This window comes from Mycolicibacterium sphagni (genome assembly GCF_002250655.1).
Taxonomy (GTDB): domain Bacteria; phylum Actinomycetota; class Actinomycetes; order Mycobacteriales; family Mycobacteriaceae; genus Mycobacterium; species Mycobacterium sphagni.
On record NZ_NOZR01000038.1, the window covers coordinates 16286 to 40167 of the forward strand.

25 protein-coding genes are annotated in these 23882 nt (G+C 65.0%); 15 read left to right on the forward strand and 10 right to left on the reverse strand.

The annotated features are described in order from the left end of the window. Positions 1–8: 8 nt before the first annotated feature. Positions 9–1823, reverse strand: a complete 1815-nt coding sequence (locus tag CG716_RS27800; RefSeq protein WP_094484369.1) for a glycoside hydrolase family 15 protein — start codon at positions 1821–1823, stop codon at positions 9–11. Between the two features lie 176 nt (positions 1824–1999). Between CG716_RS27800 and CG716_RS27805 the strand changes: the two genes are divergently transcribed. The 4 genes from CG716_RS27805 (at position 2000) to CG716_RS27820 (ending at position 5724) form a co-directional block, all read left to right on the forward strand. Next, positions 2000–2767, forward strand: a complete 768-nt coding sequence (locus CG716_RS27805; RefSeq protein ID WP_094484387.1) for an SDR family NAD(P)-dependent oxidoreductase — start codon at positions 2000–2002, stop codon at positions 2765–2767. A gap of 168 nt (positions 2768–2935) precedes the next feature. After that, positions 2936–3604 carry a DsbA family protein gene (locus tag CG716_RS27810; protein ID WP_094484370.1) on the forward strand — a complete coding sequence of 223 codons (669 nt, stop codon included), beginning with the start codon at positions 2936–2938 and terminating at the stop codon, positions 3602–3604. Positions 3605–3713: 109 nt separating this feature from the next. Further along, positions 3714–4508, forward strand: a complete 795-nt coding sequence (locus tag CG716_RS27815; RefSeq protein WP_234818076.1) for a SigB/SigF/SigG family RNA polymerase sigma factor — start codon at positions 3714–3716, stop codon at positions 4506–4508. Positions 4509–4551: 43 nt separating this feature from the next. Beyond that, positions 4552–5724, forward strand: a complete 1173-nt coding sequence (locus tag CG716_RS27820; RefSeq protein WP_410431120.1) for an AI-2E family transporter — start codon at positions 4552–4554, stop codon at positions 5722–5724. 30 nt (positions 5725–5754) lie between these two features. On the opposite strand, the gene CG716_RS27825 is transcribed toward CG716_RS27820, so the two are convergent. Beyond that, entirely contained in the window at positions 5755–6387 is a 633-nt protein-coding gene (locus CG716_RS27825; RefSeq protein WP_094484372.1) for a TetR/AcrR family transcriptional regulator, read from the reverse strand. Positions 6388–6490: 103 nt separating this feature from the next. Here CG716_RS27825 and CG716_RS27830 point away from each other — a divergent pair, with 103 nt between their 5' ends. From CG716_RS27830 to CG716_RS27850, 5 genes are all read left to right on the forward strand, one after another. Next, on the forward strand, positions 6491–7399 hold the full coding sequence (locus CG716_RS27830) for an AurF N-oxygenase family protein (RefSeq protein WP_094484373.1): 909 nt from the start codon (positions 6491–6493) through the stop codon (positions 7397–7399). After that, the gene (locus CG716_RS27835) at positions 7396–7689 is read left to right on the forward strand and encodes a DUF4873 domain-containing protein (protein WP_094484389.1); all 294 of its coding nucleotides are present in this window, start codon (positions 7396–7398) and stop codon (positions 7687–7689) included. Before CG716_RS27830 ends, CG716_RS27835 begins: the two co-directional genes overlap by 4 nt. A gap of 176 nt (positions 7690–7865) precedes the next feature. Then, positions 7866–8429, forward strand: coding sequence for an ECF RNA polymerase sigma factor SigK (sigK, locus tag CG716_RS27840; protein WP_094484390.1), 564 nt, complete (start codon positions 7866–7868; stop codon positions 8427–8429). Continuing rightward, entirely contained in the window at positions 8426–9130 is a 705-nt protein-coding gene (locus CG716_RS27845; RefSeq protein WP_094484374.1) for an anti-sigma factor, read from the forward strand. Before sigK ends, CG716_RS27845 begins: the two co-directional genes overlap by 4 nt. 109 nt (positions 9131–9239) lie before the next feature. Beyond that, a complete protein-coding gene (locus CG716_RS27850; RefSeq protein ID WP_094484391.1) occupies positions 9240–10460 on the forward strand; it encodes an SAM-dependent methyltransferase in 1221 nt (406 codons plus the stop codon). A 6-nt stretch (positions 10461–10466) separates the two neighbouring features. Here CG716_RS27850 and CG716_RS27855 read toward each other — a convergent pair whose 3' ends face one another. The 5 genes from CG716_RS27855 to CG716_RS27875 all read right to left on the reverse strand — a co-directional run bounded on the left by CG716_RS27855 (position 10467) and on the right by CG716_RS27875 (position 15807). Next, complete coding sequence (locus CG716_RS27855; protein ID WP_234818073.1) at positions 10467–11252, reverse strand: DUF1295 domain-containing protein; 786 nt, start codon at positions 11250–11252, stop codon at positions 10467–10469. After that, positions 11249–12523, reverse strand: a complete 1275-nt coding sequence (locus CG716_RS27860; protein ID WP_094484376.1) for a class I SAM-dependent methyltransferase — start codon at positions 12521–12523, stop codon at positions 11249–11251. The genes CG716_RS27855 and CG716_RS27860 overlap by 4 nt, the downstream gene beginning before the upstream one ends. After that, positions 12520–13239, reverse strand: a complete 720-nt coding sequence (locus CG716_RS27865) for a DUF1365 domain-containing protein (protein WP_094484377.1) — start codon at positions 13237–13239, stop codon at positions 12520–12522. Before CG716_RS27865 ends, CG716_RS27860 begins: the two co-directional genes overlap by 4 nt. Beyond that, the gene (locus tag CG716_RS27870) at positions 13233–14546 is read right to left on the reverse strand and encodes an NAD(P)/FAD-dependent oxidoreductase (protein ID WP_094484392.1); all 1314 of its coding nucleotides are present in this window, start codon (positions 14544–14546) and stop codon (positions 13233–13235) included. Before CG716_RS27870 ends, CG716_RS27865 begins: the two co-directional genes overlap by 7 nt. Before the next feature lie 85 nt (positions 14547–14631). Continuing rightward, positions 14632–15807, reverse strand: coding sequence for an NAD(P)/FAD-dependent oxidoreductase (locus CG716_RS27875; RefSeq protein ID WP_094484378.1), 1176 nt, complete (start codon positions 15805–15807; stop codon positions 14632–14634). A 231-nt stretch (positions 15808–16038) separates the two neighbouring features. Between CG716_RS27875 and CG716_RS27880 the strand changes: the two genes are divergently transcribed. The 3 genes from CG716_RS27880 to CG716_RS27890 are packed head-to-tail and all read left to right on the forward strand — an operon-like array spanning position 16039 to position 18595. Further along, positions 16039–16365: a WXG100 family type VII secretion target gene (locus CG716_RS27880; protein ID WP_094484393.1), complete on the forward strand. Its 327-nt coding sequence runs from the start codon at positions 16039–16041 to the stop codon at positions 16363–16365. After that, a complete protein-coding gene (locus tag CG716_RS27885; RefSeq protein WP_234818074.1) occupies positions 16355–18064 on the forward strand; it encodes an alpha/beta hydrolase in 1710 nt (569 codons plus the stop codon). The genes CG716_RS27880 and CG716_RS27885 overlap by 11 nt, the downstream gene beginning before the upstream one ends. Positions 18065–18082: 18 nt before the next feature. Then, a complete protein-coding gene (locus tag CG716_RS27890; protein ID WP_234818078.1) occupies positions 18083–18595 on the forward strand; it encodes a lipoprotein LppJ family protein in 513 nt (170 codons plus the stop codon). A gap of 70 nt (positions 18596–18665) precedes the next feature. Here the strand turns inward: CG716_RS27890 and CG716_RS27895 are convergent, their stop codons facing one another. Next, positions 18666–19742, reverse strand: coding sequence for a phosphotransferase (locus CG716_RS27895; RefSeq protein ID WP_094484381.1), 1077 nt, complete (start codon positions 19740–19742; stop codon positions 18666–18668). A 124-nt stretch (positions 19743–19866) separates the two neighbouring features. On the opposite strand from CG716_RS27895, the gene CG716_RS27900 reads away from it, so the two are divergent. The 3 genes from CG716_RS27900 (at position 19867) to CG716_RS27910 (ending at position 22650) form a co-directional block, all read left to right on the forward strand. Then, positions 19867–20454 carry a TetR/AcrR family transcriptional regulator gene (locus CG716_RS27900; protein WP_094484382.1) on the forward strand — a complete coding sequence of 196 codons (588 nt, stop codon included), beginning with the start codon at positions 19867–19869 and terminating at the stop codon, positions 20452–20454. Positions 20455–20457: 3 nt separating this feature from the next. Then, entirely contained in the window at positions 20458–21327 is an 870-nt protein-coding gene (locus CG716_RS27905; RefSeq protein ID WP_094484383.1) for a LysR family transcriptional regulator, read from the forward strand. 102 nt (positions 21328–21429) lie between these two features. Then, positions 21430–22650 carry an MFS transporter gene (locus CG716_RS27910; RefSeq protein WP_094484384.1) on the forward strand — a complete coding sequence of 407 codons (1221 nt, stop codon included), beginning with the start codon at positions 21430–21432 and terminating at the stop codon, positions 22648–22650. A 43-nt stretch (positions 22651–22693) separates the two neighbouring features. Here the strand turns inward: CG716_RS27910 and CG716_RS27915 are convergent, their stop codons facing one another. Both CG716_RS27915 and CG716_RS30555 read right to left on the reverse strand, forming a co-directional pair. Continuing rightward, positions 22694–23458 carry an enoyl-CoA hydratase/isomerase family protein gene (locus CG716_RS27915; RefSeq protein WP_094484385.1) on the reverse strand — a complete coding sequence of 255 codons (765 nt, stop codon included), beginning with the start codon at positions 23456–23458 and terminating at the stop codon, positions 22694–22696. A gap of 121 nt (positions 23459–23579) precedes the next feature. Continuing rightward, positions 23580–23882: hypothetical protein (locus CG716_RS30555; protein WP_207760802.1), on the reverse strand; the 303-nt coding region annotated here is incomplete at its 5' end.

A 23882-nucleotide genomic window follows, 5' to 3' on the forward strand; every position in this document is an offset into this window, starting at 1 on the left:
TCCGTCGCTCAGGCGGCTGGGTCCCCGGGTGCGGTGATGGGGTGGCTGCTGTGGTGTCCACGGCCGGCGTGCAGTTGTAGGGCGCTCGTGACCAATGGGAAGTGGCTGAATGCCTGGGGCATGTTGCCAAGCTGTCGCCCGGTATCGGGATCCCATTCTTCACTGAGGAGGCCGACATCGTTACGCAGTGTCAGCAGTCGCTCGAATAACTTTGTCGCTTCGGTCTTTTGCCCGGCCAAGTTCAGTGCATCGACCAGCCAGAACGAACAGGCCAGAAATAGTCCCTCGCCTCCGGACAGACCGTCGTCGGACTCAGAAGTGTTGTAGCGTTTGACAAGTCCACCCTCGGTGAGTTCGTTCTGGATGGCAGTGATGGTGCCCAGCACCCGGGGATCCTTAGGGTCCAGGAACCCGACGCGGGGAATCATCAGAAGAGCGGCGTCAAGACCCGGGGCATCATACGACTGGGTGAAGGTGTTCCGGTCGGCGTCATAGCCGTGAGCGAGAACGTCGGCGTGGATGGTGCCGGCCAGGGCTTCCCAGCGATCAGCTGGGCCGTATAACTCGGGATGAGCACGCACGGCGCTCGCCATCCGGTTGGCGCCCGTCCAGGCCATCACCTTGGAGTGAGTGAAATGCCTTCGCGCACCGCGCATCTCCCAGAGTCCATTGTCTGGTTGGTCCCAGGCTCCCTCGAGATGGTTCATCAACGCGACCTGCAGATCCCAGGCGTCGTCTCGCCGGGCGATCCCGGCGTTGCGGGCCAGGGCCAGCCCGTCGAGGGTCTCACCCCATACGTCGAGTTGGAGTTGATCGGAGGCGGCGTTGCCGGTGCGCACCGGCTGGGAGTTATCGTAACCGGCTAGCCAGGGCAGTTCGGCCTCTGGTATGTAACGGGTCCCGTCGAGGGCATACATGATCTTGAGGTCATCGGGTTCCCCAGCGACGGCGCGTAGCAGCCATTCGCGCCAGGCCTTGGCTTCGGCGAGGTATCCGGCGGAGATCAACGCCTGCAAGGTGTAGGTCGAATCTCGCAGCCAGCAGTAGCGGTAGTCCCAATTGCGGCCGCCGCCAATCTGTTCGGGCAGCGACGTCGTCGCGGCCGCGACGATGCCGCCGGTGGGCTCGTAGGTCAAGGCTTTCAGCGTTATCAGCGACCGCTTGATGGCGTCCCGGTAGGGGCCGCGCACCGGATTGCCTTGTTTCGACCAGTCGGTCCAGAACGTCAAGGTGTCGCGCAGGGCGTGTTCGGCGTCGACGGTCTTGGGAGACGGCAGGTGGCTCGCACTCCAGGTGAGCACGAAGGGCACCCGGTCCCCGGGGCGGACGGTGAAGTCCGAGACGGTGCTCATCTCGTGTCCCTTGGTGGGCACCGGGGTGCGCAGTCTGACCCGGTTGGGCCCGGCGAGCGCCTCGATCCGATCACCGTGGTGCCGGACCCAGGGCACCACCCGGCCGTATTCGAATCGGAGTTTCAAATCGGAATGCATCGCGACGGCGCCGTGCACACCTTCGACGATCCGCACCACATCCGGGGCGTGTCCGCGGGGCGGCATGAAGTCGATCACCCGCACCGTTCCGTCGTGGGTCACCCATTCGGTTTCCAACACCACCGTGTCGTCGACGTAACGACGACGCGTACAGGTGCCGCCCGCTGCGGGCGCCAGCGACCAGTGTCCGGCGTCCGGGGTGTCCAGCAGTGCGGCGAAGCACGCGGGGGAGTCGAATCGGGGTAGGCAGAGCCAGTCGATGGATCCGCCTGTGCTCACCAGCGCCGCGGTCTGTAGGTCGCCGAGCAGGGCGTAATCCTCGATGCGGGCCATGGTCCGATCATGCCACCGGCGACGGGATCCCCAGTGGTTTCGAGATTTTACTGTGTGGGTCCTGCGGGTAAACCGCCAGACTGCCGTGAATTCCGCTGTGCCCCTTCAGTTTGAGCGGGGCTCACACGGGGGACTCGATGGTTTCGCGAAGCGGCATTCACCGCCAGGAGCTCATTATGTTGCTGCAGGACAAGACCGTCGTCGTCACCGGCGGAAACAGCGGTATCGGGGAGGCCATCGTGCTCGCCGTAGCGGCCCAGGGCGCCAACGTCGTCGTCGACTTCGTCGCTCACCCGGAAGAGACCTCCTCGCTGATTGCGAAGGTCGAGGCCGCCGGCGGCCATGCGATCGGCGTCAAGGCGGACGTATCTCGACCGGCGGACCTGCACACCATGATCGGCAAAGCGGTCGATAGTTACGGGCGTCTCGACGTCCTGATCAACAACGCCGGAATCGAAACCCGCACTTCACTACTCGACACCACCGAAGCCGATTTCGACAAGGTCGTCGCCGTCAACCTCAAGAGCGCATTCTTCGCGACGCAGATCGCGGCCAAGCAGTTCATCAGCCAGGGCGGGGGCGGCCTCGTGCTGAACATCTCGTCGGTGCACGAGGACTGGCCGATGCCCGGCAACATCGCCTACTGCGTGTCCAAGGGCGGGGTCAGGATGTTGACCCGCACGGCAGGGGTTGAACTCGGGCCTCACGACATCCGCGTGGTGAACATCGCCCCGGGTGCCGTCGCCACCCCGATCAACGCCTCGACAGAAGACGACCCCGCGAAGATGAAGCAACTGGAGGCGGCCATCCCCCTGCAACGAATGGCGCAACCGTCCGACATCGCCGACGTCGTCGCGTTTCTTGCGTCAGGCCGCGCCCGCTACATGACTGCGACAACTGTCGTCATCGACGGCGGCATCATGCAGGGCAGTGTCGGGCTGTGACGACGTGACCTCGGCGATCGCGTACGTCAGAGTTCAGGACATGAGGCCGTGCGGATTTCGGCCGCACATCGCGGCCGTTCTCACACCGCGTACGACTGTGGTGGCGCACTAACCGTCGTTGCCAAGGGGAGCCGCTGTCGTCATCAGGCGGGACGGCATGATGGGTTCATGAACGCACGATCAACGAACAAGCCGCTGCGGGCCGTCGGGGCGGTGCTCGGCCTGTTGATGACAATGCTGATGTGCGGACCGACCGGCGGCATCGCGCATGCGGCCGTGGCGGCACCGGCCGGCGATGCGCTGTCGATCGGTGACCCCGACGCGTTGGGGCAGATCGACCTCTACGTGGATCCGCTGTGCCCGTACAGCGGCAAGTTGGTGCGTGCTCAGGGCCAGGAAATCGGTAAACGCCTGGAGGACGGCTCGCTGCGGGTCAACCTGCGATTCGTGGACTTCCTCGACAAGTATTCGGCTAGTGGTACCTACGACAGCCGAGCGATATATGCGGCGTACGTGGTGGCAGACCAATCGCGATCCAGTGGCGTCACGTGGCGGTTCATAGAGTCGATCTATTCGTCAGACCATCAGCCCAAGGAGCGGGGGCCGAACGACCTGAGCAACGATCAGCTGGCCGACCTGGCCGGCCAGGTCGGCGCGCCGCAACCGGCGCAGGATCTCATTCGGATCGGCCTGCCGATTGGCTTCGACCCGCAGGCGATCGCAGCCAACAACCTTGCTGTCCTGCACCAATTTTCTGAGCCAGGAGTTCCACTCGTGGTGATCAACGACCAGCCGGTCGACGAAGATTCGGACTGGCTGGCTCAGCTCCCCGGCTGAGGACGCACGCATCAAAGCGTTTAGCCTGGTGAGAGGCGGGGTACTCCGCGACAGCAGGTTCAGATTCGAGCCGGTGATTATTTACGGCGAATCAAAGAGGAGCCTGTTCATGCCTGCGTTGAGTGCGGCCAATTCAGATTATTCAGAAGTCACCCAAATGTTCCGTCGCCTCAAGCTACTCGACCAAGGAACGCCGGCATTTCGCCGTCTTCGTGAGGCCATTATCGAACGCAGTTTGCCGTTGGCCGATCACATCGCGCGGCGCTATAGCGGACGTGGTGAACCATTCGACGATCTTGTGCAGGCCGCACGAGTCGGCTTGGTCAACTCCGTCAACCGCTTTGACGTCGAGACAGGAGCGGCTTTTCTGTCCTTCGCCGTGCCGACGATGATGGGCGAAGTCCGGCGTCACTTCCGCGACTACGGGTGGGCGGTCAAAGTACCGCGCGGTGTCAAAGAGCTTCAGCCGCATATGGTTAGGGCTCGTGCCGACCTGTCGCAGCGGCTGAATCGAGCGCCGACCGCCACCGAAATCGCGGCTTATCTCGGTATTGACCGGGAGCTGATTGTTCAAGCGACGATCGGTGGCGGCAACTACGCCACCGTGTCTACCGATGCGCCGGTGGGACCTGGCGACGGTCCTCGAGTGTTGAGCGACACCTTTGGCGAGGTCGACCCTAACCTGGAAAAGGTGCTCCACGTCGAAACGGTTCGCCCCTTGATTGCCGCACTGCCCGAGCGGCAGCGAATCGTGCTGACCCTTCGGTTCTTCGACAATCTCACCCAAACTCAGATCGCCGAACGAGTCGGCTGCTCGCAAATGCACGTCTCCCGCTTGCTCGCGAAGGCGCTGGAAACTCTGCGAACCCATGCCGGGGAACCCGAACTCGCGGCGACCGCATGAGTTGCTCGACGTGACTCAAACCGTTCGGCGCGCATAGTCGCTCGTGGCCACAGACGACGCCCTGGCCGCGCAGGGGCATGACGACAGGGTCGGCCAACCTCATTCCGATGAGGAAGGGCCGGTGGCTGAAGCCGAAATGCTGGCTGCGGAAATGAGTTCCGAGGCTCAACCACTGGGAACCCGTGGACCGCGTTTCAACCGGCGATCCCCGTTCTATATCGGATTGACGGCAGCTGCCGGTGTTGCAGTGACCTATGGTGCGGTGCAGGTTCTGACAGCGCTGTCGTCGATCCTGGTCCTCGTCGGGGTGGCGTTTTTTCTCGCCCTCGGACTGGAACCGGCGGCGTCCTGGTTCGTCAAACACCGACTTCCGCGGTGGGCGGCGACGGCTCTGGTGTTCCTCATAGTCCTTGCGTTGATGGGTGCCTTCGTGGCCGCCGCGATCCCGCCGCTGGTCCAGCAAGCCGGGGACCTGGTCAATCAGGCGCCGCACTACATTCAGCAGGTTCAGGACCACTCCTCGGCAATCGGGCGGCTCAACGACCGCTTCCATCTCCAGCAGCGCATCACCGACACCGTCAACGGGTCCAGCGGATCAGTGGTCAACGAGGTCGTCAGTGCGGGAACCGCACTGTTCGGAGCGGTCGCAGACTCGCTGATCGTGATTGTGCTGACCGTGTATTTCCTGGCCGACATGCCCCGAATTCGCACTTCCCTGTACCGCCTGATACCCCACACTCGTCGCCCCCGGGCCATTCTGATCGGCGACGAGGTTTTCGCCAAGGTTGGAGCCTACGTATTGGGCAACGTGCTGATTTCGGTGATCGCCGGGGCCGCCACCTTCGTCTGGCTCGAAGTGTTCGACGTCCCCTACCCGCTGCTGCTGGGAATCTTCGTCGCATTGCTCGACCTGGTTCCCGTCGTCGGTTCGACGATCGCGGGTATCGCGGTCGCAGCTGTTGCACTGACGGTTTCGCTTCCGATCTGCATCGCGACGATCGCCTTTTTCGTCGTCTTCCGGCTCCTCGAGGACTATCTGCTGGTACCGAGAATCATCGGCCGCGCAGTCAATGTCCCGCCCTTGATCACTGTTGTCGCCGTCCTGCTCGGTGGCGCTCTACTCGGGATTGTCGGTGCGCTGGTGGCGATTCCGATCGCGGCGGCAATCCAGCTACTCACCCAGGAAGTGCTCTACCCACGTCTCGACGAAGTCTGAATTCTCTACGTCACGGTGCCTTCGACACCGCTAGCCCGTCAGCCCCAACAGCGGGGGAACGAGGTACCGGCGCGCGAATGATCGGGCGGCGTCATCGTCGCCGAGGGCGACGTTCTGCGATGGCGTCAGCACGAACGACACGATGACCCGGACCGTGACCTCCGCGACCTCGAGCAGCTCGATCTGCGTGCGCTTGTCGTCGGGCAGCGCAACCGCCAGCTGGTGGGCGAGGAACGATGAGGCCGTCTGGATGACACCCGCTCCCTCGACGGTCAGGAACGGCAGCACTGTCTCGGGCTCGGTGGCGAGCAATCGCTGCAGGAGCGCGTGATCGCGCATCGTGGTCAGCGTGAACACGAACCCTTCGACCAGCTTGTCTTCGGCTTCGGCGTAGCTGCCGGCCTCCGCGGCGAGTTCTGAGAGGAACCGCTCGAGCTCCCGCAGCAGCACCGCCTCGACGATGGCGTCCTTGTTCGCGAAGTTTCGGTAGAGCGTGACGCGCGCCAAGCCGGAGCGCCGGGTGATGTCCTCCACGGTGGAGCGGCGGATCCCGAACAGTTCGAACTGCTTGAGCGCCGCATCGAGGATCCGTTGGGGGTTGCCTTCCGCAGTCGGCGACCCGAAACGCTGCACAGCCTTGGCGAGCAGGCTGCTGTGCTTCATCGGTGCAGTCTAGAGCCTGCGACGAGCTATTGATACAAATGAACTAAGAATGTATCTTCAGTTCGCACCGCTCAGGACACTCGCGCTAGCAGGAGGGCATCCCATGGCCACGGCTCCTTCGACCAGGACGACGACGCCGAATCGAGAGGAGTTCTCCGATCGGTTGCTCCGGGGGTCGGCCAAAAAGTCGTACGAACCCGTCGTCGATATCGACTGGGATTCGCCGGTAGTGCCGGACAAGTTCTTCCTGCCGCCCCAGGTGGTGTCGCTCTACGGCACGCCGATGTGGGCGGCCATGTCCCGCGAACAACAGATCGAACTGTCGCGTCAGGAATTCATCAACCTGCTTTCGGCCGGGGTGTGGTTCGAGAACATCCTCAATCAGGCGCTGCTTCGAGGCCTCATGCATGCCGATGTCACCGCGGCGTCCACCCACTATTCGTTGACCGAACTCGGTGACGAGACCCGCCACATGGTCATGTTCGGCCGCGCTATCAAGGCCGTCGACGGTAAGCCGTTCCAGCCCGGGCGTTTTCAGCGGATGATCATCAACGCACTGCCATTGGTTTTCCAGAAGTCGGTGCTGTGGATCGCCGCGCTCGTGGGGGAGGAGATCTTCGACGCGCTGCAACGGCAGATCCTGGACGATCCGGAACTGCAGCCGATCGTGCGCCGCGTCATGCGGATCCACGTCACCGAGGAGGCGCGCCACATCCAGTTCGCCCGCGACGGCGCGCGCCGCGACGTCCCAACGATGCGGCCGCGCAACCGGTTCCTGCTCGCCACCGTCCATGGCGCTGGAGGGCCGTTCTACCGCTACCTGTTCACCAATCGCGCCGTGTACCGGCGCGCCGGGCTCGACGGCCGTGCGGCCCGCAGCCAAGCCCGCAGCAATCCGTACTTTCACGAGACTCTGCGATCCGGATTCGCGCCGTTGGCGGCGTTCCTGGAGGAGATCGGCCTGATGAACCGGATCAGCCGGCGCATGTGGAAGCGGTGCAACTTCCTGTGACCCCAGCGGCTGACGAGAGTGGCGTTTTCGACGGCGACGCCGAACTGGACGTGGAGGGCGTGCGCTGCGAGGTCCGGGTCCGTCTCACCGGTCACCTCAACCCGATCGACGGGCAATTCCACTGGCAGGGCCTCGCCTATGGTGCGCCCGACGACCTCGCAGCGGGCAAGCCGGCCCAGCTGCGGATCGGAACGCGCAGCGCCGCAGTGCGGCTCGTGGAGAGGGTTCCATCCGGCCAACTCATGGTCAGCGGAATCGGGTCGCCACCATACGATCTGTTGCCCGCATAGCAACCCTGCGGCGCCATCCGGGACTGCTCCGGTGACGAATTACTGTCATGGATGTTCGGCGGGACAAGCAGTCGACTGTCGCGACGCTGCCCGCGAGGCGTGATCACGTAGGGCCTGCGGATTCAGCGAGATCCGGGGCGGGTGTGTGGATAGGCTATGGCTCGATGAACGGCTCGATGAACGGCTTGTCGCGGCCGCGCGATGAGCTCGAGACATTGCTGGGTCGGGTAGCGCGACAGGACGCTGACGCATTCGCCACGTTCTACGACCTGACCAAGGCGCGGGTGTACGGGCTGGTGCTGCGGATTCTGCGTGATGCTGGCTATAGCCAGGAAACCACCCAGGAGGTCTTCGTTCACGTGTGGCGCAATGCCGCCAAGTACGACCCGTCGGCCGGATCAGCGATGGCCTGGCTGATGACGGTCGCCCACGGGCGGGCTGTCGAGCGGGTGCGGTCCGAAGAAGCTGGGCGTCGGCGCGAGGATCGCTACGGTGCGGCCACCGTCGATCGCCCCGCCGACGACGTCGCCGACGCGGTCATCGGGGGAGAGGACCGCCGCCGGGTCGCCGATTGCCTTGGCTCGCTTACCGATGTCCAGCGGGAGTGTATTGAGCTGGCTTACTACCGTGGATTGACCTACCCGGAGGTATCGGCTCGGCTTTCGGCCAACCTGTCGACCGTCAAGTCGCGGATCCGAGATGCGTTGCGGGGCCTTCGCAACTGTCTGGCGGCGTCATGACGGGCCCGGCGGATTTCGAGCTGATGGAGCTCGCAGCGGTATATGCCCTTGGAGCCGTCGACGATGAGCAGCGCGCCGAAATCGAACGCAGTCTCGACGCCGCACCTGCGGCGGTGGCGCAGGCCTTCCGCGACGAGGTTCGTGAATGCCGCGAAACGATGGCCCTGGTGTCCGCCGGCACCGCCGCCGAGCCTCCGCCCGAGCTGCGCGACCGGATCCTGGCCGCTGCGGCAGCAGAGGCCGGCTCGCCCCGGCGTCACTGGCGCAGGCCGCTCATCGCCGCTGCCGCGGTGCTTGTCATCGGGCTCGGGGTGCTCGGCACGGTCGTCGTATTGCGCCCCCCGAGCGCACCGACACCGACTGCCGCGCGCGTGCTCGAGGCCGCGGATGTGCGAACCGCGGCCGCCGCCATTCCGTCTGGGGGCGTGGCGACGCTCGTCTACTCGCGCGATACCAATGCCGGGGTGCTGGTGATGAACAATGTCGCCCCGCCCCCGCCGGGTTCGGTGTATCAGATGTGGTTGCTCGACGGCGGGACCCCGCGATCGGCAGGCACGATGAGTACCGCTGCGGTGCGGCCGTCGACGACGGCTGTGCTCACCGATCTCGGCAACACCAACGCACTGGCGTTCACCGTCGAGCCCGGGCAAGGGTCGGCACAACCCACGGGACAGATCTTCGCCAAGTTGTCGCTGACCTGATCCGACCGAGGCGTCGTCTCGCCGTACCCATCCGCCGAGCCAGCGGTGGCGAATACCGAAGGTGAACATCGCGCAGCGCCTCGAGGCACTCGTCGGCACGACTCTGGAGATGGAACTGCCGGTCCGCATCCGCGCTTGGGACGGTAGCGAGGCGGGTCCAGAGGGCCCTGTGCTGGTCATCCGGTCACGGCGTGCGCTGCGCCGGTTGGTGTGGGCACCAGGCGAACTCGGTCTTGCGCGAGCCTATGTGACGGGCGACTTCGACGTGGAAGGCGACCTGGCTCAAGGCCTGCGCCAAGCGTGGCGCCGACCCGACGGCGTTGCGCCTGGTGCCCGAAGCCGGACGGTGCGCAGACTAGCGCCCGGACTACGGCTGGCAGCGAGGCTCGGGGCGCTGGGCCCGCCACCGCCGCCGCCACGCACCGAAGCGCGCCTGACGGGGCGTCGACACAGCACACGGCGCGACCGGGCGGCGATCGCACACCACTACGATCTGTCCAACGGCTTCTACCGCTTGCTTCTCGACGGCCACATGGCCTACTCGTCGGCATACTTCACCGACGATCGGCAGACGCTGCAGGAGGCACAGACCGCCAAACTCGACCTCATCTGTCGCAAGCTCGGTCTTGCCGAGGGCATGCGACTGCTTGATGTCGGTTGTGGCTGGGGTTCCTTGGTCCTGTTCGCTGCGGAGCACTATGGGGTGCACGCCACGGGCATCACCTTGTCGGCGCGCCAACGCGATTTCGCGGTCGCCAGGGTAGCGGACCGCGGACTGGGTGATCGGGTCAGCGTGGTCTTGCAGGACTACCGCGAATTCGCCGGCACACCTGAATCATTCGACGCGGTGGCCTCGGTGGAAATGGGTGAGCATGTCGGTGAGGAGCACTATCGCACATACACCGCGATGCTCTATCGCTCGCTCAAACCCACGGGCCGGTTGTTATTGCAACAGATGTCGCGGCGGGCAGACGCCGCCCCCGGTGGCGGAGCGTTCATCGAGTCCTACATCGCCCCTGATATGCATATGCGGCCGGTCGGGGAAACCCTGAATCATCTGCAGGACACCGGGTTCGAGGTGCGCGACGTCGAGGCGATGCGCGAACACTACGTCCGCACCGTAACGTGCTGGATCGAAACGTTCGAGCGCCGCTACGAGCAGTTTGTCGCGCTGGCCGGCGAGGAGGTGGCCAGAGTCTGGCGGCTGTATCTGGTCGGCGGCCGGCTCGCCTTCGAGCAGGGGCGCATGGGCGTGGACCAGATTCTCGCCGTCAAGCCCGACGCTCGGGGAGACGCCGGCATGCCGTGGGGGCGGCCCTGGTCGATGTAGGCTTCGTCACCGAGTGTGTGACCGCGGTGGCAGCGGTACAAAATATGATGTCCGCGAGCAGTATTCGCGAAATCCGGGCCGGTCTTTCATATACCTTTCGGTCAGCCTCGCCCCGGTGACCTGCACCAGGAAGTAGGTCATCACCACCGGGCTGGCCACGGTCGCCAGGGAAATCCACCCTGCGATGCTCACCAGCCACAGCCCCCACCAGACGCAGGCGTCCCCGAAATAGTTTGGGTGTCGCGTCCAGCTCCACAGGCCACGGTCCATGATCGCGCCCTTGTTCGCGGGGTCGCGCTTGAACACCCGCAACTGGTGATCGCCCACGGCTTCACACGTCAGGCCGGCCAGCCACACCGCCGCGCCGATACCGGTCACCACATTCAGAGCCGCCGGAGCGGGGCCCAGTGTCGCCGACAGCATCAGGGGCAACGCAACAACGAGTGTCGCGACAGCCTGGGTGCCAAAGATCCGCCGGATCACGTTGCCCGGTGCGAGGTTTCCGCCCAACAGGTCGCGGTAGCGGGGATCCTCGCCATGACCTTTGGTCTTGACATACATGTGCCAGGCCAGTCGCAAGCCCCACAACGAGGTCAGTGCCAGCAACAGCAGGCGGCGAAAAAGGTCTCCGCTGCCAAGAGTCGCGGCGACGGCGGCGATCGCCACAAATCCAAGACCCCAGGTGATGTCGACGATGTTGTAGCGTCCGATCCGTCGCGCGATCAGGAACGTCACGCCGTGCACCACGAGGACGGCGGCCACCGAGGCTGTTGCAACGATGAGAAAATTCACTGTCCGGCTCCGGTTGGGGCAAATGTCCATTGGTAAACGTCAAGATATCCTGACCGAAAGCCGGCTTCCGAGTAGGCCAGATAGAGGTTCCACATGCGGGCAAAGACCGCGTCGAACCCCAACGTGTCCAAGGCATCTCGCCGTTCGTTGAACCGCTGGCGCCACAATCGCAGGGTTTCTGCGTAGTGATCGCGCAATGACATCATGTCGACGGTGCGCAGCCGGGTCTGATTTTCGGTGATCTGGACGATAGCTTGTGTGGACGGCAGTAGTCCGCCGGGAAAGATGTACTTCTGGATCCAGGTATGGGTGTTGCGACTGGCCAGCATCCGATCGTGCGGCATGGTGATCGCCTGGATCGCGACACGTCCGCCAGGGACGACGAAATCGTCCAGAGCACGGAAATACCCGGGCCACAATGCGTACCCGACTGCCTCGACCATCTCCACTGACACCACCGCGTCGTAGCGTCCCTCCAGCTCGCGGTAGTCGGTCAGGTCGATGCGGACGCGATCGGACAGTCCTGCGGCTGCGACCCGTCGCAACGCATGATGGCGCTGCTCGGCTGACAGCGTCACCGAGCGGACTGTCGCACCCCGGGCCGCAGCTCGAACGCACAATTCGCCCCAGCCAGTGCCGATTTCGAGGACCCGGCTTCCCGGGCCGACCTTGGCCGTATCGAGCAATCGGTCGATCTTGCGCCGCTGCGCATCGGCAAGGTGGTCACTCGACGCGGGCAAATGATCGAACAGCGCACATGAATACGTCATGGTCTCGTCGAGAAACTCGGCGAACATCGCATTGGACAAGTCGTAATGCGCAGCGACATTGCGCCTGGCCTGCTCCGGGCTATTGCGAGCCGACTGGGGCTGGCGGCTCAACAGGATCGGTCGCAGCCACTGCAACCCGCGCGGTACCAGCTCCGCGACCCCTGTCGCCAGCACGGTCAGCGCCCCTGCCAGATCGGCGCAATCCCACTCGCCGGCCATGTAGGACTCGCCGAAGCCGATCAACCCGCTTGCGCCGACCCGTCGGGCAAGCCGATCTGGCTGGTGCAGAATCAAACTCGGCAACGACGGATCCGCGGCACCGACCACCGAACCGTCGGGGTAACACAACCGCAGCGGGAGCGCCGCCACGGCGCCGCGCAACAGCCGGTCGGCCACCGCAGCCGAGACCGCCGCGAATGGTCCACGGGGCACGCGCGCCACGCTGGCCCAACGGGTGTCGTCAACCGTTCCGGCGGAGCTCGGAGCGGACTCGATGGTCATCGCAGGCCCGCCTTCTCGTGGCGCGGCACCACCGGAACTTTGCGCAGCCACAGCGCAATCCCGTGTCGCCGGATGGCCACTGCCGCCACCAGCGGGGCCAACGGAGCGACGACTTGTAGTCGCAGCAGTTGGGCAGCGCTCACCGGCAGTCGATCGCCTCGCATCGCCGCCACGAACGGCGGCTGATCGTTGCGTAACAAGGTGATCGTCACCTCCAGGGTCTCGGCCGGGAGCGGTGCGGTGATCAGATAGCGGCCTGACACGTCGTTGAACGGCGATACGTAAAAGGCCTTGGCCACCGTCGCGAGCCTGCCATCGCCGCTCAAGACATAGGCGTGGCGGCCGCCATACGTGTTGTGCACCTCGGCAATCACATGCCGCACCGTGCCGCCGGCATCGTGGCACCAGTACAGGCTCAGCGGGTTGAACACATAGCCGAGTACGCGGGCCTGCAGCAACGCCGTCACAGTGCCGCCACTCACGTCCAGTCCGTGGCCGCTCAGTACGGCGTCGACGCGATCGCGCAGCGAGTCCCCAGGCTTACCCGCAAGGTGGTCGCGGGCATCGAACCGTGCGAACGGACGCAACCAGCGCGGCAGCGTTGGGAGATCGTCGATATCGACGTACCAGCAGTAGCTTCGGTGCCGAAAGGCATATTCCACCGGCGCGGCTCGGCGATGCGCGATGCGAGTCCGATACAGCGCGGGGCTCAGCATGCGACGTCCTCGAGGCGATGGTCACCTTCGTCCGCGGGCCACGCGGCGCCCAGGCGGCGGGCCGCTTGCAGCCCCGACGCGGCGCCGTCCTCGTGGAACCCCCACCCGTGATAGGCGCCGGCGAAGACTACGCGGGTATCGCCGAGGGTGGGTAGAAGATCCACGGCGGCAACTGATTCCGGTGTATAGAGCGGATGATGATAGGTCATCTCCGCCAACACTTGGGTCGGGTCTATGTGGTGCCTATCGCCGAGGGTGACCAGGAAGCGTCGCGGTCCGGCAAGGCTCATCAGCCGGCTGACGTCGTAGGTGACCACCACGTCGTCGTGGTCGGGGGTCGCGAGATAGTTCCACGATGCGCGGGCTCGACGCCGCCGAGGCAACACCGATTCGTCGGTGTGCAGCCGGGCGTGGTTGGTGCTGTAAGGGATCGCCTCCAACACTCGGCGCTCGGCGTCTGTGGGACCCACCAGCATCAGCAGCGCCTGGTCGGGATGCGTTGCGATCACCGCCGCGTCGAAGTGTCGCGGGGTCAGGCAACCCGCCGTCAGCTCGACGCCGTCGTGGGTGCGTTCAACGGCATGCACGGGGGTACCTGCGTGCACCTCGTCGATGTGCTCCAGCATCCTGGCGACATAGGTGGCCGAACCACCCTGGACTGTGCGCCATTTCGGCGAACCGGACACCGACAACATCCCGTGATGGTCCAGGAAGACGAAGAGGTAACGGGCGGGGTAGGACATTGCCGCGCCGGGCGCGCACGACCACACGGCGGCCACCAGCGGTGTCATGAAATAGGTCATGAAGAACGGTGAGAAAGCGTGCCGGCCCAAGAAGGCACCGAGCGTTTCGAGGGTGTTTGTCGGTTCGCTGGCCAACAACGCGGTGGCGGCGCGGTGAAACCGTTTGACCTCCGCGAGCATGCGCAGATACTGCGGGCGCGCCAACAACGCGAACGACGGGAACAATCCGCCGATGCCGCGTGCACCGGCGTACTCGAGCCCGACTCCGTCCGCGCGCACCGACATCGACATCTCGGTTTCGCGGGTGGCGATGCCCAGTTCGTCGAACAGGCGGCACAACGTCGGGTAAGTGCGATCGTTGTGCACCAGAAACGCGGAGTCCACAGCGACCTTCTGACCGTCACCGCCGTCGACGAAATGGGTGTGCGCATGCCCGCCCAGACGGTCGTCAGCCTCGAACAACGTCACCCGATCGCGCTGCGCCAGCACGTAGGCAGCGGTCAGACCTGCGACTCCACTACCCACGACGGCGATTGATCGCCGACCACCAACGCCATGCCTCATGCCCCGTGATTCGAGGCCGCGGCGTCGGCGGATGGGCGGCAAGTCCACCGGATTCTGCACTTCGACACCTTTACGACGTCGTCGGTCAGCTGGCCGATCTCGTGTCTTCCCGAAACGGCAGGCGCGCAAGAGACTTGGCCTGGTTCACCCCGTCCAGCAGGTGGACTCCCGCGTTGGCCACCGCCGGGATGCCGGCCAATCGGTGGAACAGCCGGCCCTGGCGGTACTCACGACCCCAGATCGACGTGATGCGCTGCTGGTAGTTGGTGAAGTCATCAGGACCGCCGTTGACCAGCGCTGCCACTGCACACTCACCGGCAGCAAGTCCGGACTGCAACGCTTTGGAGATGCCAGCGCCCGACGCCGGTCGGGCCGCACCCAGCGCATCGCCGGCGAACAGCACGCCGGGGCGCCAGGGAGGCCAGGCGGTGAAGCCCATCGGCAGCCGCCAGCCCTGCACAGCCTTGGCCTTGTGCAACTCGTTGATCGCGGGCAGCTCCCACTCGGGAGGCAGGCTAGCGACGAATTCGCCCAGTAGCTGGGTGGCGTTGATCTGCTGCCAGCGCTTGTAGGTGTTGACGTAACCCAGGCCGACGTTGATGCGGCCCCCGCCCATCGGGAACACCCAGCCGTAACCGGGCAGCTGATCCTTCTGGAACGCCAACTTCAGATGGATGGCGAGGGAATCGGAGTCCGGACGATTGGCCTGCATCTCGGCGCGAATGGCGATCGCCGAATAGCCGTTGTACCGCGAGGTGAGCTTCAACGCCCGCTTCACCGGCGAATAGGCGCCGTCGGCGGCGATCACCGCGTCGGCAAGCACTCGCTCGCCGCTCTTGAGCGTCAAGCCCGCCACCCGGCCGTCCTCGTCCACGACTGGACCGGCAACCTCGGCGGACTGCCTCACCTCGGCTCCGGCGGACCGGGCGTGCTCGAGTAGCAGCGTGTCGAGGTCGCGTCGCGCGATGCAATATCCATGGTTGGGCATCCCAGGCCGGCGCGGGAACGACAGCTCCCACTGCGACGGGCTGAAAATCGTGACCCCGTCCACCCGGTGGAATTTGGTGATCTCGTCGGCCAAGCCCATCTTCTGCACAAGGCTGACCGCGCGGGGAGTCAGGCCGTCCCCACACGGTTTATCGCGAGGGAAGTCAGCCTTGTCGAGCACGACCACCCGCGCTCCGGTCTGAACGGCCTGCCACGCCGCGGCCGCCCCGGCCGGACCGCCGCCTGCAATCGCCACGTCATATCGCTGAGTCATACGTCCCGCCTTCGCTCGATTGCCCGACCTCGGACCCGCGGGTGTCACAGGGCGCATGCCATGACATCTCGACCCACGTGCACGCGGGGTCCATATCCGGTATTCGGAGCTGCGCTCGTTGCGGACGGGTGTGAAGGTGACCTGATCAAAACCGCGACCTCGTGAAACCGATCTCGAAGGTGGTAGTTTGGCGGTTCAGGGAGTTTGCTGCACGCGGGGTGGAGGCGTGAGATGGCCGAGTCGTTGAAGGTCGATCCGGAGTCGTTGGTCAGTTCGGGCGGGGTGTTGGACCAGCATTCGCAGAACGTATTCGCCACCCACTCCCAAGCCGACCAGACCATCGAATCATCGCTGTTCAGTTGGGTGGGTCAGTCCCAATCCGCGTTGGCGGCCAAGGCCGCGGCGTGGACGACGGTGACGACCACCCTGACCACCCGCCTCTACGAACACGCCGAGGGCTTGCGAGTCAGCGGGATGACGTTCGCTGCCATGGATCAGCGCGATGCCGAGACCCTCGCCGACGTCGACCGGGGGAACGGTCAGGCGCGTGACGCTTAGCGTCGCCGATATTGAGCGATGGGATCCCGAAGCGGTCCGAGAGGTCTTCCATGCCGCGTCGGCCCGCAGCGGTGCCTCGACCGAGGCGGCCCGGGCTTCTGAGCAGCTGCCGGCGTTCCAGACCTGGGGCGGGGTGGCGGCTGATGCTGCCCGCGACGCGATCCACAAGACGCGAATGGACCTCGACGCCCACGCCCAGGAAGCGCTCGCCGTCGCCCAGGCCGCCCAGAAGGCCGCCCAGGACATCGAGAAAGTCAAAATCGAGCTGCGCAATCTCAAAGACGACGCGCTGAGCGCCGGCCTGGACATCGATCCGGCCACGAGCACGGTCGTCAAAGGCCCCGGGTTCAAGGGCACGCCGGCGGAGCTCGCCACGAAAATCGCGGACCTGCAGACCCGCTTGAACGCGATCCTGACCGAAGCCAACGGTGTCGACGCGGAGCTGGCCGTCGCGATCAACATGGCCGATGGCAAGCTGCCGATTCCCGCCGCACCACTTACGCCGCCACCGCCACCCGAATCGACCCGGCCCGAGGACGTCAAGAAGTGGTGGGATTCGCTGACTCCCGAACAGCAGCAGGCTGAAATTCGGGACAACCCAACGTATTTGGGCAATCTCAACGGCATCCCCGTCGAAGCCCGGGACCAGGCCAACCAAATCGCGATGCGCAACGACATCGAGAACATCCAGGAAGCCGCCAGCCGCCATGGCGTCTCGGCCCAAGATGTCCTCAACGATCCGTTCCGCTACGGCTGCACACCCGACGATGCCACGCGCTACACCAACGCGGTCAAGGTGGAACAAGCACTCGAAACCGACAGCAACCGCACCGGCGCACCGACCTTTCTCCAGGTGTATCAACCCACTCGGTTCGACGGGCAGGGGCGCGCGGCGATCGCCATCGGAAACCCCGACAAGTCAGCCAACACCACGGTGGTGGTGCCGGGCACCAGTCACAGCGTTACCGAGGGCTGGTTATCCGCCGACGACGCCACGAATCTGTTCAACGAAGCCAGCAGGGCCGATCCAACTCATGCGACCTCGGTGGTGGCGTGGATGGGCTACAACGCTCCGGACAGCCTGACCGACCCGCAGGTCGGCCAAACCTCGCTAGCCCATGAGGGCGGTGCCTTGCTGGCCGCAGATGTCAACGGCCTCAACGCTACTCATGGACCCGGGTCGTCCCATATGACGGTCATCGGGCACTCGTACGGGTCCACGACCGTGGCCGACGCCGCAGCCGGCTACGGTATGCACACCAACGACGCGGTCCTGATCGGTTGTCCCGGAACCGATATGGCCCGCAATGCCGGCGACTTTCACCTCGCGCCGGGTGGTCATGTCTTCGTCGGTGCCGCCTCGACCGATCCGATCACTCAGCTCGGCGCCATACCGCAGGTCCATGTGCCGGGCACGGGAGTGAATCTGGCGCTGGGCGCCGACCCCTCGCTCGACGGGTTCGGATCGACGCGCTTCAAAGCCGAGGTGCCCGGGCTGACGTTGAACGACCACAGCCACTACTACGAGCGTGGCACCGAATCGTTGTTCAGCATGGCCGATATCGTCTCGGGTCATGGTGATGCCCTTGAACTCGACGGTATGACGGCCGCGCATCGCAGCGACAACATTTTGACCGACCTCGGTTGGCCGTCGGATCCTGAGCTGTACCGTGCCCCGACATCCGGTCATTACCACTAGGACGGAGCCCTGTTGATCGTGCCGTTCCAGAGAATTCCGCTTGCCGTGACCGTCGCGGTTGCCGCAGCCCTATCAGGATGTGGAGTCATGCAATCCGATGCCGACAGAGTGAGTAATCCGTTGACACCCGAGCAGTCCAGGACGCAGGTCATGGATGCTGCGCACGATATTTTGGGAACCCTCAACAACCTGCAGGTGGTCGAGGCGTTCTTCTGGCGCGGTTCGTGTAATGACCAGGGCGATCCGCCTTTTCGGGGAGAGATGCGGATCGCCTACCCGCCGGCTGCCAGCTTCGCCGAGTCCGAGAGCCAAATCGCGCAAATGGTCGATCAACTCCGCCACGCCGGCTGGGGCTCGGATCCTGATTTCCATTCCCACGGCACCGTGCTGACGAAGGGCAATGTGGTCGCAATCTTCGGCCCGCAGAACGTGAGCACACCCAACCGTGACATCCAGTTGTTGGGTGAGTGCCGCGACGTCACAACCACCAAAGACCAAAGCGGCAAGACGGAGCGCGTGACACTGCCCTGATGCTCAAATGACGTGGGGCGCCGACACTCGCACGTCGCGAAAACGCATGCACCAGATGGCTGTTCGATCGTTACCCGGTGATCTCCGCGATCGCCGCGGCGGTCTCCAGGTCGCCGTAGGCATTGGCGTACCGCTGCGCTAACGCGACCGAGACTTCGAGGCGCTGCCACAGCCCGCCGCCGCTGCTGGCGGTGGCCAGCCACAGCGCCAGCCCGTGGGCGACCGAAGCTCGATACCGCAGCCAGATCTCCTCCATAGACGGCAGATCGTCGGCAGGCAATCCGAGCGCGTCGCGATATTCCTCCAGCAAGGCCCGCTCGTGCCGCCGGCGATCCTCGACGGTCAAAGCGCCCTGCAGGAAGTACCCGACATCCAATGACCAATTGCCGCGACGGGCGACCTGCCAGTCCAGGAAGCCGAGCTCGCCGTCCGGCGTCACGTAGGTATTGCCGATATGAGGATCGCCGTGCAGCAGGGTCTGCGGCGATCTGGTCAACGTCCTGATGTACGGCTTCCAGATGCCCTCCACGAGCTGCTCGATCGACATCGACAACACGTCTGCCGGAGTGCTCTGGTCCAGTTGTTCCAGCGCGCTGGGCAGCGGTGCGTACTGGAGTCCGTCGAACGGCTCGAATGGTTCGAGCCAGTCCAGGGCAGGTTCCCGGGTGACTCGCGATCCCCAGTACCGTCCGTGCAGCCGCCCCAGGCCGCGCATACCCGAGGTCGCTTCCGCCAGCGTCAGAGGTCGTAGGGAGTCCCGCGGGTCGGCACCGCGCGCGGTGAGGTCTTCCATGACGAGGCAGAAGTCGTAGGCATCTTCGTCGATGAGGGCGGCATACACGACGGGGTGTTCCAGAGGCAGCTCGACACCGGAGCTGAACAGGCGAGGTTCGTGGAACATGCCGCTGGTCATCCGGATCAGTTCCTTGTGGTCAGGATCGGCGGCCTTGACGAAGACGGTGGCCGGGCCCTCGCCCGCGGAATAGGACAGGCGAAGGCGCGCACGGCGATTGGTGCCGTCGTCGCGCAGATCGATGGAAACGTCGCTGACGGTGGCACCGGGGTGGCGGGTGGCCAGGGCGCGCGTCATCCACTCGGGCGACACGGCGGCAAAGTCTGTGGGCACCGACAGTTCGGGTGTGCTCATCTCGGTTTGCGCTCCTCTTGTCGAGCTCGTCCGCTATTACGACACGAATCGGGTCGTAATAGCGGGTAACCTACCGCACCCTCAAGCCGGGCCGGAGCTGAATCGGCGAAGTTAAGCTCGCGACATGTCGCAACCGCCCGGCCGGCCCAGGGACGCCTCGCTGCACGCGGCGATCCTCGATGCCGTGCGCGAGTTGCTGCTGGTGTCCAGCTACGCCGAGCTGTCGATGGACGCCGTCGCGGCGCGGGCGCAAGTGGGGAAGAAAACGCTCTACCGGCGCTGGGCGTCGAAGGCACCGTTGGTAGCCGAAGCGGTACTGGATGCCTACGGTCGGGGCGGATCGTTCTCGGTCCCCGACACGGGCAACTTGCGAGCCGACCTGCACACATGGCTGATCGAGCATGGCGAGTTCATCACCGAACCTGCCAATGCGAAGCTCATCCGGGCACTCGTCGCCGCGGCTGCCGCGAGTTCCGGTGACAGCGATGCGCTTTACGAGCAACTCAGCGTTCCGCAGCGCAGCGGCTTGGTTGATCGGGTTCGGGGCGCGGTGGACACCGGAGCCCTGCGTGCTGATGTCGATCCAGACGTGATCGCCAATGCATTGATGGGCACGCTGCTGCTACAGGTCATGAGTGGTCCAGTTGCGGGCAGCCTCGTGGTCGAGCAGTACGTCGCGCTGGTGGACGCGTTGGTGGACGGCATGGTCTAGAACGTGAATCTCGAAGAACTGCAGTGGTTCGTGGTGCTGGCCGAAACCGAGCACGTCACCGAGGCCGCGGCCGAGCTGGGGGTGAGCCAACCCACGCTGTCGCGTGCCCTGACCCGCGTTGAGCAGAAGGCAGGGGCTCCGCTGTTCGACCGGGTCGGTCGTCGGCTTCACCTCAATGAGTACGGCCGCATCATGCTCGAACATGCCCGCCGCAGTATCGCTGAAATTCAAGCGGCACTTGACCGTATCGCCGCACTGCGTGATCCCGACACCGGTCGCGTCCGGCTGGCGTTCTTGCATTCACTGGCCAACTGGTATGTGCCCGAACAGCTTCGGCGGTTCCGGGAAGCCGCGCCGAAGATCGCTTTCGACCTGTTCCAGGGTGCTGCCCACGAGATCGCCGAGAGTATTCTCGACGGTGGCTCCGACGTCGCCATCACCTCACCGCGCCCGGACCCGACAGCCTTTGTCTGGCACCGTCTCTACGTCGAACGACTGTGTTTGGCAGTCCCGGTCGGGCACCGGTTCGCTGCTCGCGCGCGGGTCAGCCTGTCCGCGGCGGCCGATGAGCCCTTCGTCGTCCTGGAGAAGCCGTTCGGACTGCGTCTGCTGACCGATGACCTGTGGGCCGAGGTGGGCATCAGCCCCGAGATCGTGTTCGAGGCCTCTGAGATTCCGACCATGGAGGGTTTGGTGGCAGCCGGATTCGGTGTCGCCGTGGTGCCGGTGCCGCGCGAGGGGTCTGAGTCACGCGTGGTCCATGTGCCGTTATCGAACAGCCGCGCCAAGCGGGAGGTCGGGCTGGCGTGGCGGCGTGACCGTCAGCTGGCCCCGCCGACGGAGCGGTTCGTGCAATTTCTCATCGGCACCTGAGGCACATGCGCAGGCGCTCAACTGCAATCATGCGCTATGCACATGGAAATTCGACATTTCATACATTGGACACATCAGTAGTCGATTCCTACCGTCTTCTGAGTGACCATCGACCATTCCCTGGAACGCGCCTGGACGGGCCATACCCGGGGATCGGCGGCCTACACCCGGCTCCTGGCGGCACTGTTCTGTGCAGGCGTGGCGACGTTCGCACAGTTGTACTCGCCGCAGGCCGTTCTTCCCCTGATCGCCTCGGATCTGGGCGTGGGAGCGGCGAGTTCGGCGTTGGTGGTGTCGGCGTCCACGGTAGGACTGGCGGTCGGCGTGATCCCGTGGTCGGCGCTGGCCGACCGCATCGGCCGGGTGAAGGCGATCACGGCATCCGTCTCGGGTGCCACCGTGGTCGGAATGTTGGTGCCGTTCGCACCCACCTTCGGGCTGCTGATGGCCGGTCGGCTCCTCGAGGGTCTGTTGTTGGGCGGTGTCCCGGCCATCGCGGTGGCCTACCTGACCGAGGAAGTCGACCCGGTGCACGCCGCGCGAGCGGCCGGCACATTCGTGGCGGGAACGACGATCGGGGGCCTGCTGGGCCGACTGGTGTCGAGCCCGGTGGCAGAGTTCGCCGGCTGGCGCATCGGCGTCTTCACCGTCGCCGTGATCTGTGGCCTGGCGGCTCTGGCTTTCGTCAAGCTGGCCCCTGAACCGCGCGGCTTCACGCCGGCGTCCCGCCGCGGCGCCAACCCGGAAGGCAACCTCGCCCATCGGTTGGCCGTCAACCTGCGCACACCCCGCCAGATGGTGCTCTTCGCGCAGGGCTTCCTGCTGATGGGCGGGTTCGTGGCGCTCTACAACTTCCTCGGCTTCCGTCTGACTGCCGCACCCTTTCACCTGCCGCCGTCAGTGGTGAGCCTGGTGTTCCTGGCCTACCTCGCGGGTACGTGGGCCTCGTCGCGGGCCGGCGCCGAGGCCGCTCGGTTCGGGCGCAGGCGGGTGCTGCTGGTCTCCGTCGTGATCATGATGGCGGGGGTGGCTATCACCCTGAGCGACAACGTTTTCGCCATCCTCGTCGGTTTGGTGATTGCCACAGCCGGTTTCTTCGGAGCGCATTCCACCGCGGCCGGGTGGACCGGCCAGGCGGCCCCGATCGGCAAAGCCCAGGCGTCGTCGCTCTACAACCTCTTCTACTACGGCGGCTCCAGCGCGATCGGCTGGCTCGGGGGAGTCGCCTTCGATGCACGCGGTTGGACGGCGGTCGCTGTGACGATCCTGGCGCTGGCCGGCATCGCCGTGGCACTGGCTGCAGTTGTCCTGCGTGAGGCATGATCGCGCCGCCCCTCGCGCACCGTCCTCAGCTGATCTGGCCGTCTCAGCGTTGAAGAAAGGACGCGACGGCGTCGGCATTCGCGCCCGTGCCGAGCATTTCGGCCATAGCCTGGTTTTCCCGGGCCGCCGCGGCGGCGATCTGCTCACGATGCGGCGCATTCAGTAGGCGTTTCATGGTGGTCAGGATGTGGGCGGGCTTGTCGGCCAGTAGATCCGCGTGCCGGTGGGCCTCGGTGAGTAACCCGTCAGGTGTGCACACTTTCCACACCAGTCCGATCTCCCGAGCCTCCTCAGCCGAGATCCACTCCGAGGACATCAGCGCCCACGCCGCGTTCTGCCGGCCCAGTAATAGGGGCAACAGATAGGTCGACGCCGCTTCCGGTGGGGCGCCGATGGAGGTAAACGGGCATCGCAGCCGCGCCTCGCTGGACATGAACGCGACGTCGGCGAAACCGAGGATGGTCATGCCGAATCCGACTCCGACGCCGTTGACCGCCATGATCAGCGGCTTGGGGAACTCGGCCAGCGCATCGATCAGTTCGGCGAAAGCCCCAGTGTCGGTGGGCCGGCGCTCCTCGGTGGCAGCCGAATCGCCGAGGTGCTCGGCGATCTCTTTGAGGTCTGCGCCGGCGCTGAACGCGCGCCCCGTTCCCGTCAGCACCACCACCGAGATCTCGGCGTCGGCGGCGGCCTGCTGCAACGCCGCGCCGAGGTCGGTCACCAACTGGCCATTGAACGCATTGAGCCGCTCGGGACGATTCAGGGCAATCGTGCGCACGTGGCCGCGGTCAGAAGTCTCGATCGTCACGATATATCTCCTTGTGTTGCAACCGAAGCCGTGCGGCATGGATGGCCGCCTGCGAAGCGACCTCAACCTCGTCGCCGATGCCGGCCGCGTACGTACCGGCCACCACCGCAGACCTAGAGTGTCACGGCGCGCGATTCGGGAATCCTCGGGGTCGAGGCGGTAGTGATCCGCGCCAGCATCGAGTGGTGGGCCCGGCGCAGAGCATCGACAGGATCTTCAGCGTGATCGCCCTCGGCAAGGTGCTGCAATCCCCCAACTGTTCGGCGCATACCGCTGGCCCGGTGCGGTACCGTTGAACCAACAGTAAAACCGATAGTTTTACTGGCCTGACCGAGAGAAGGTTCCCGTGCGCAAAGAGGACATGATTCTGATCAGCGTCGATGACCATATCGTCGAGCCGCCTGACATGTTCAAGAATCACTTG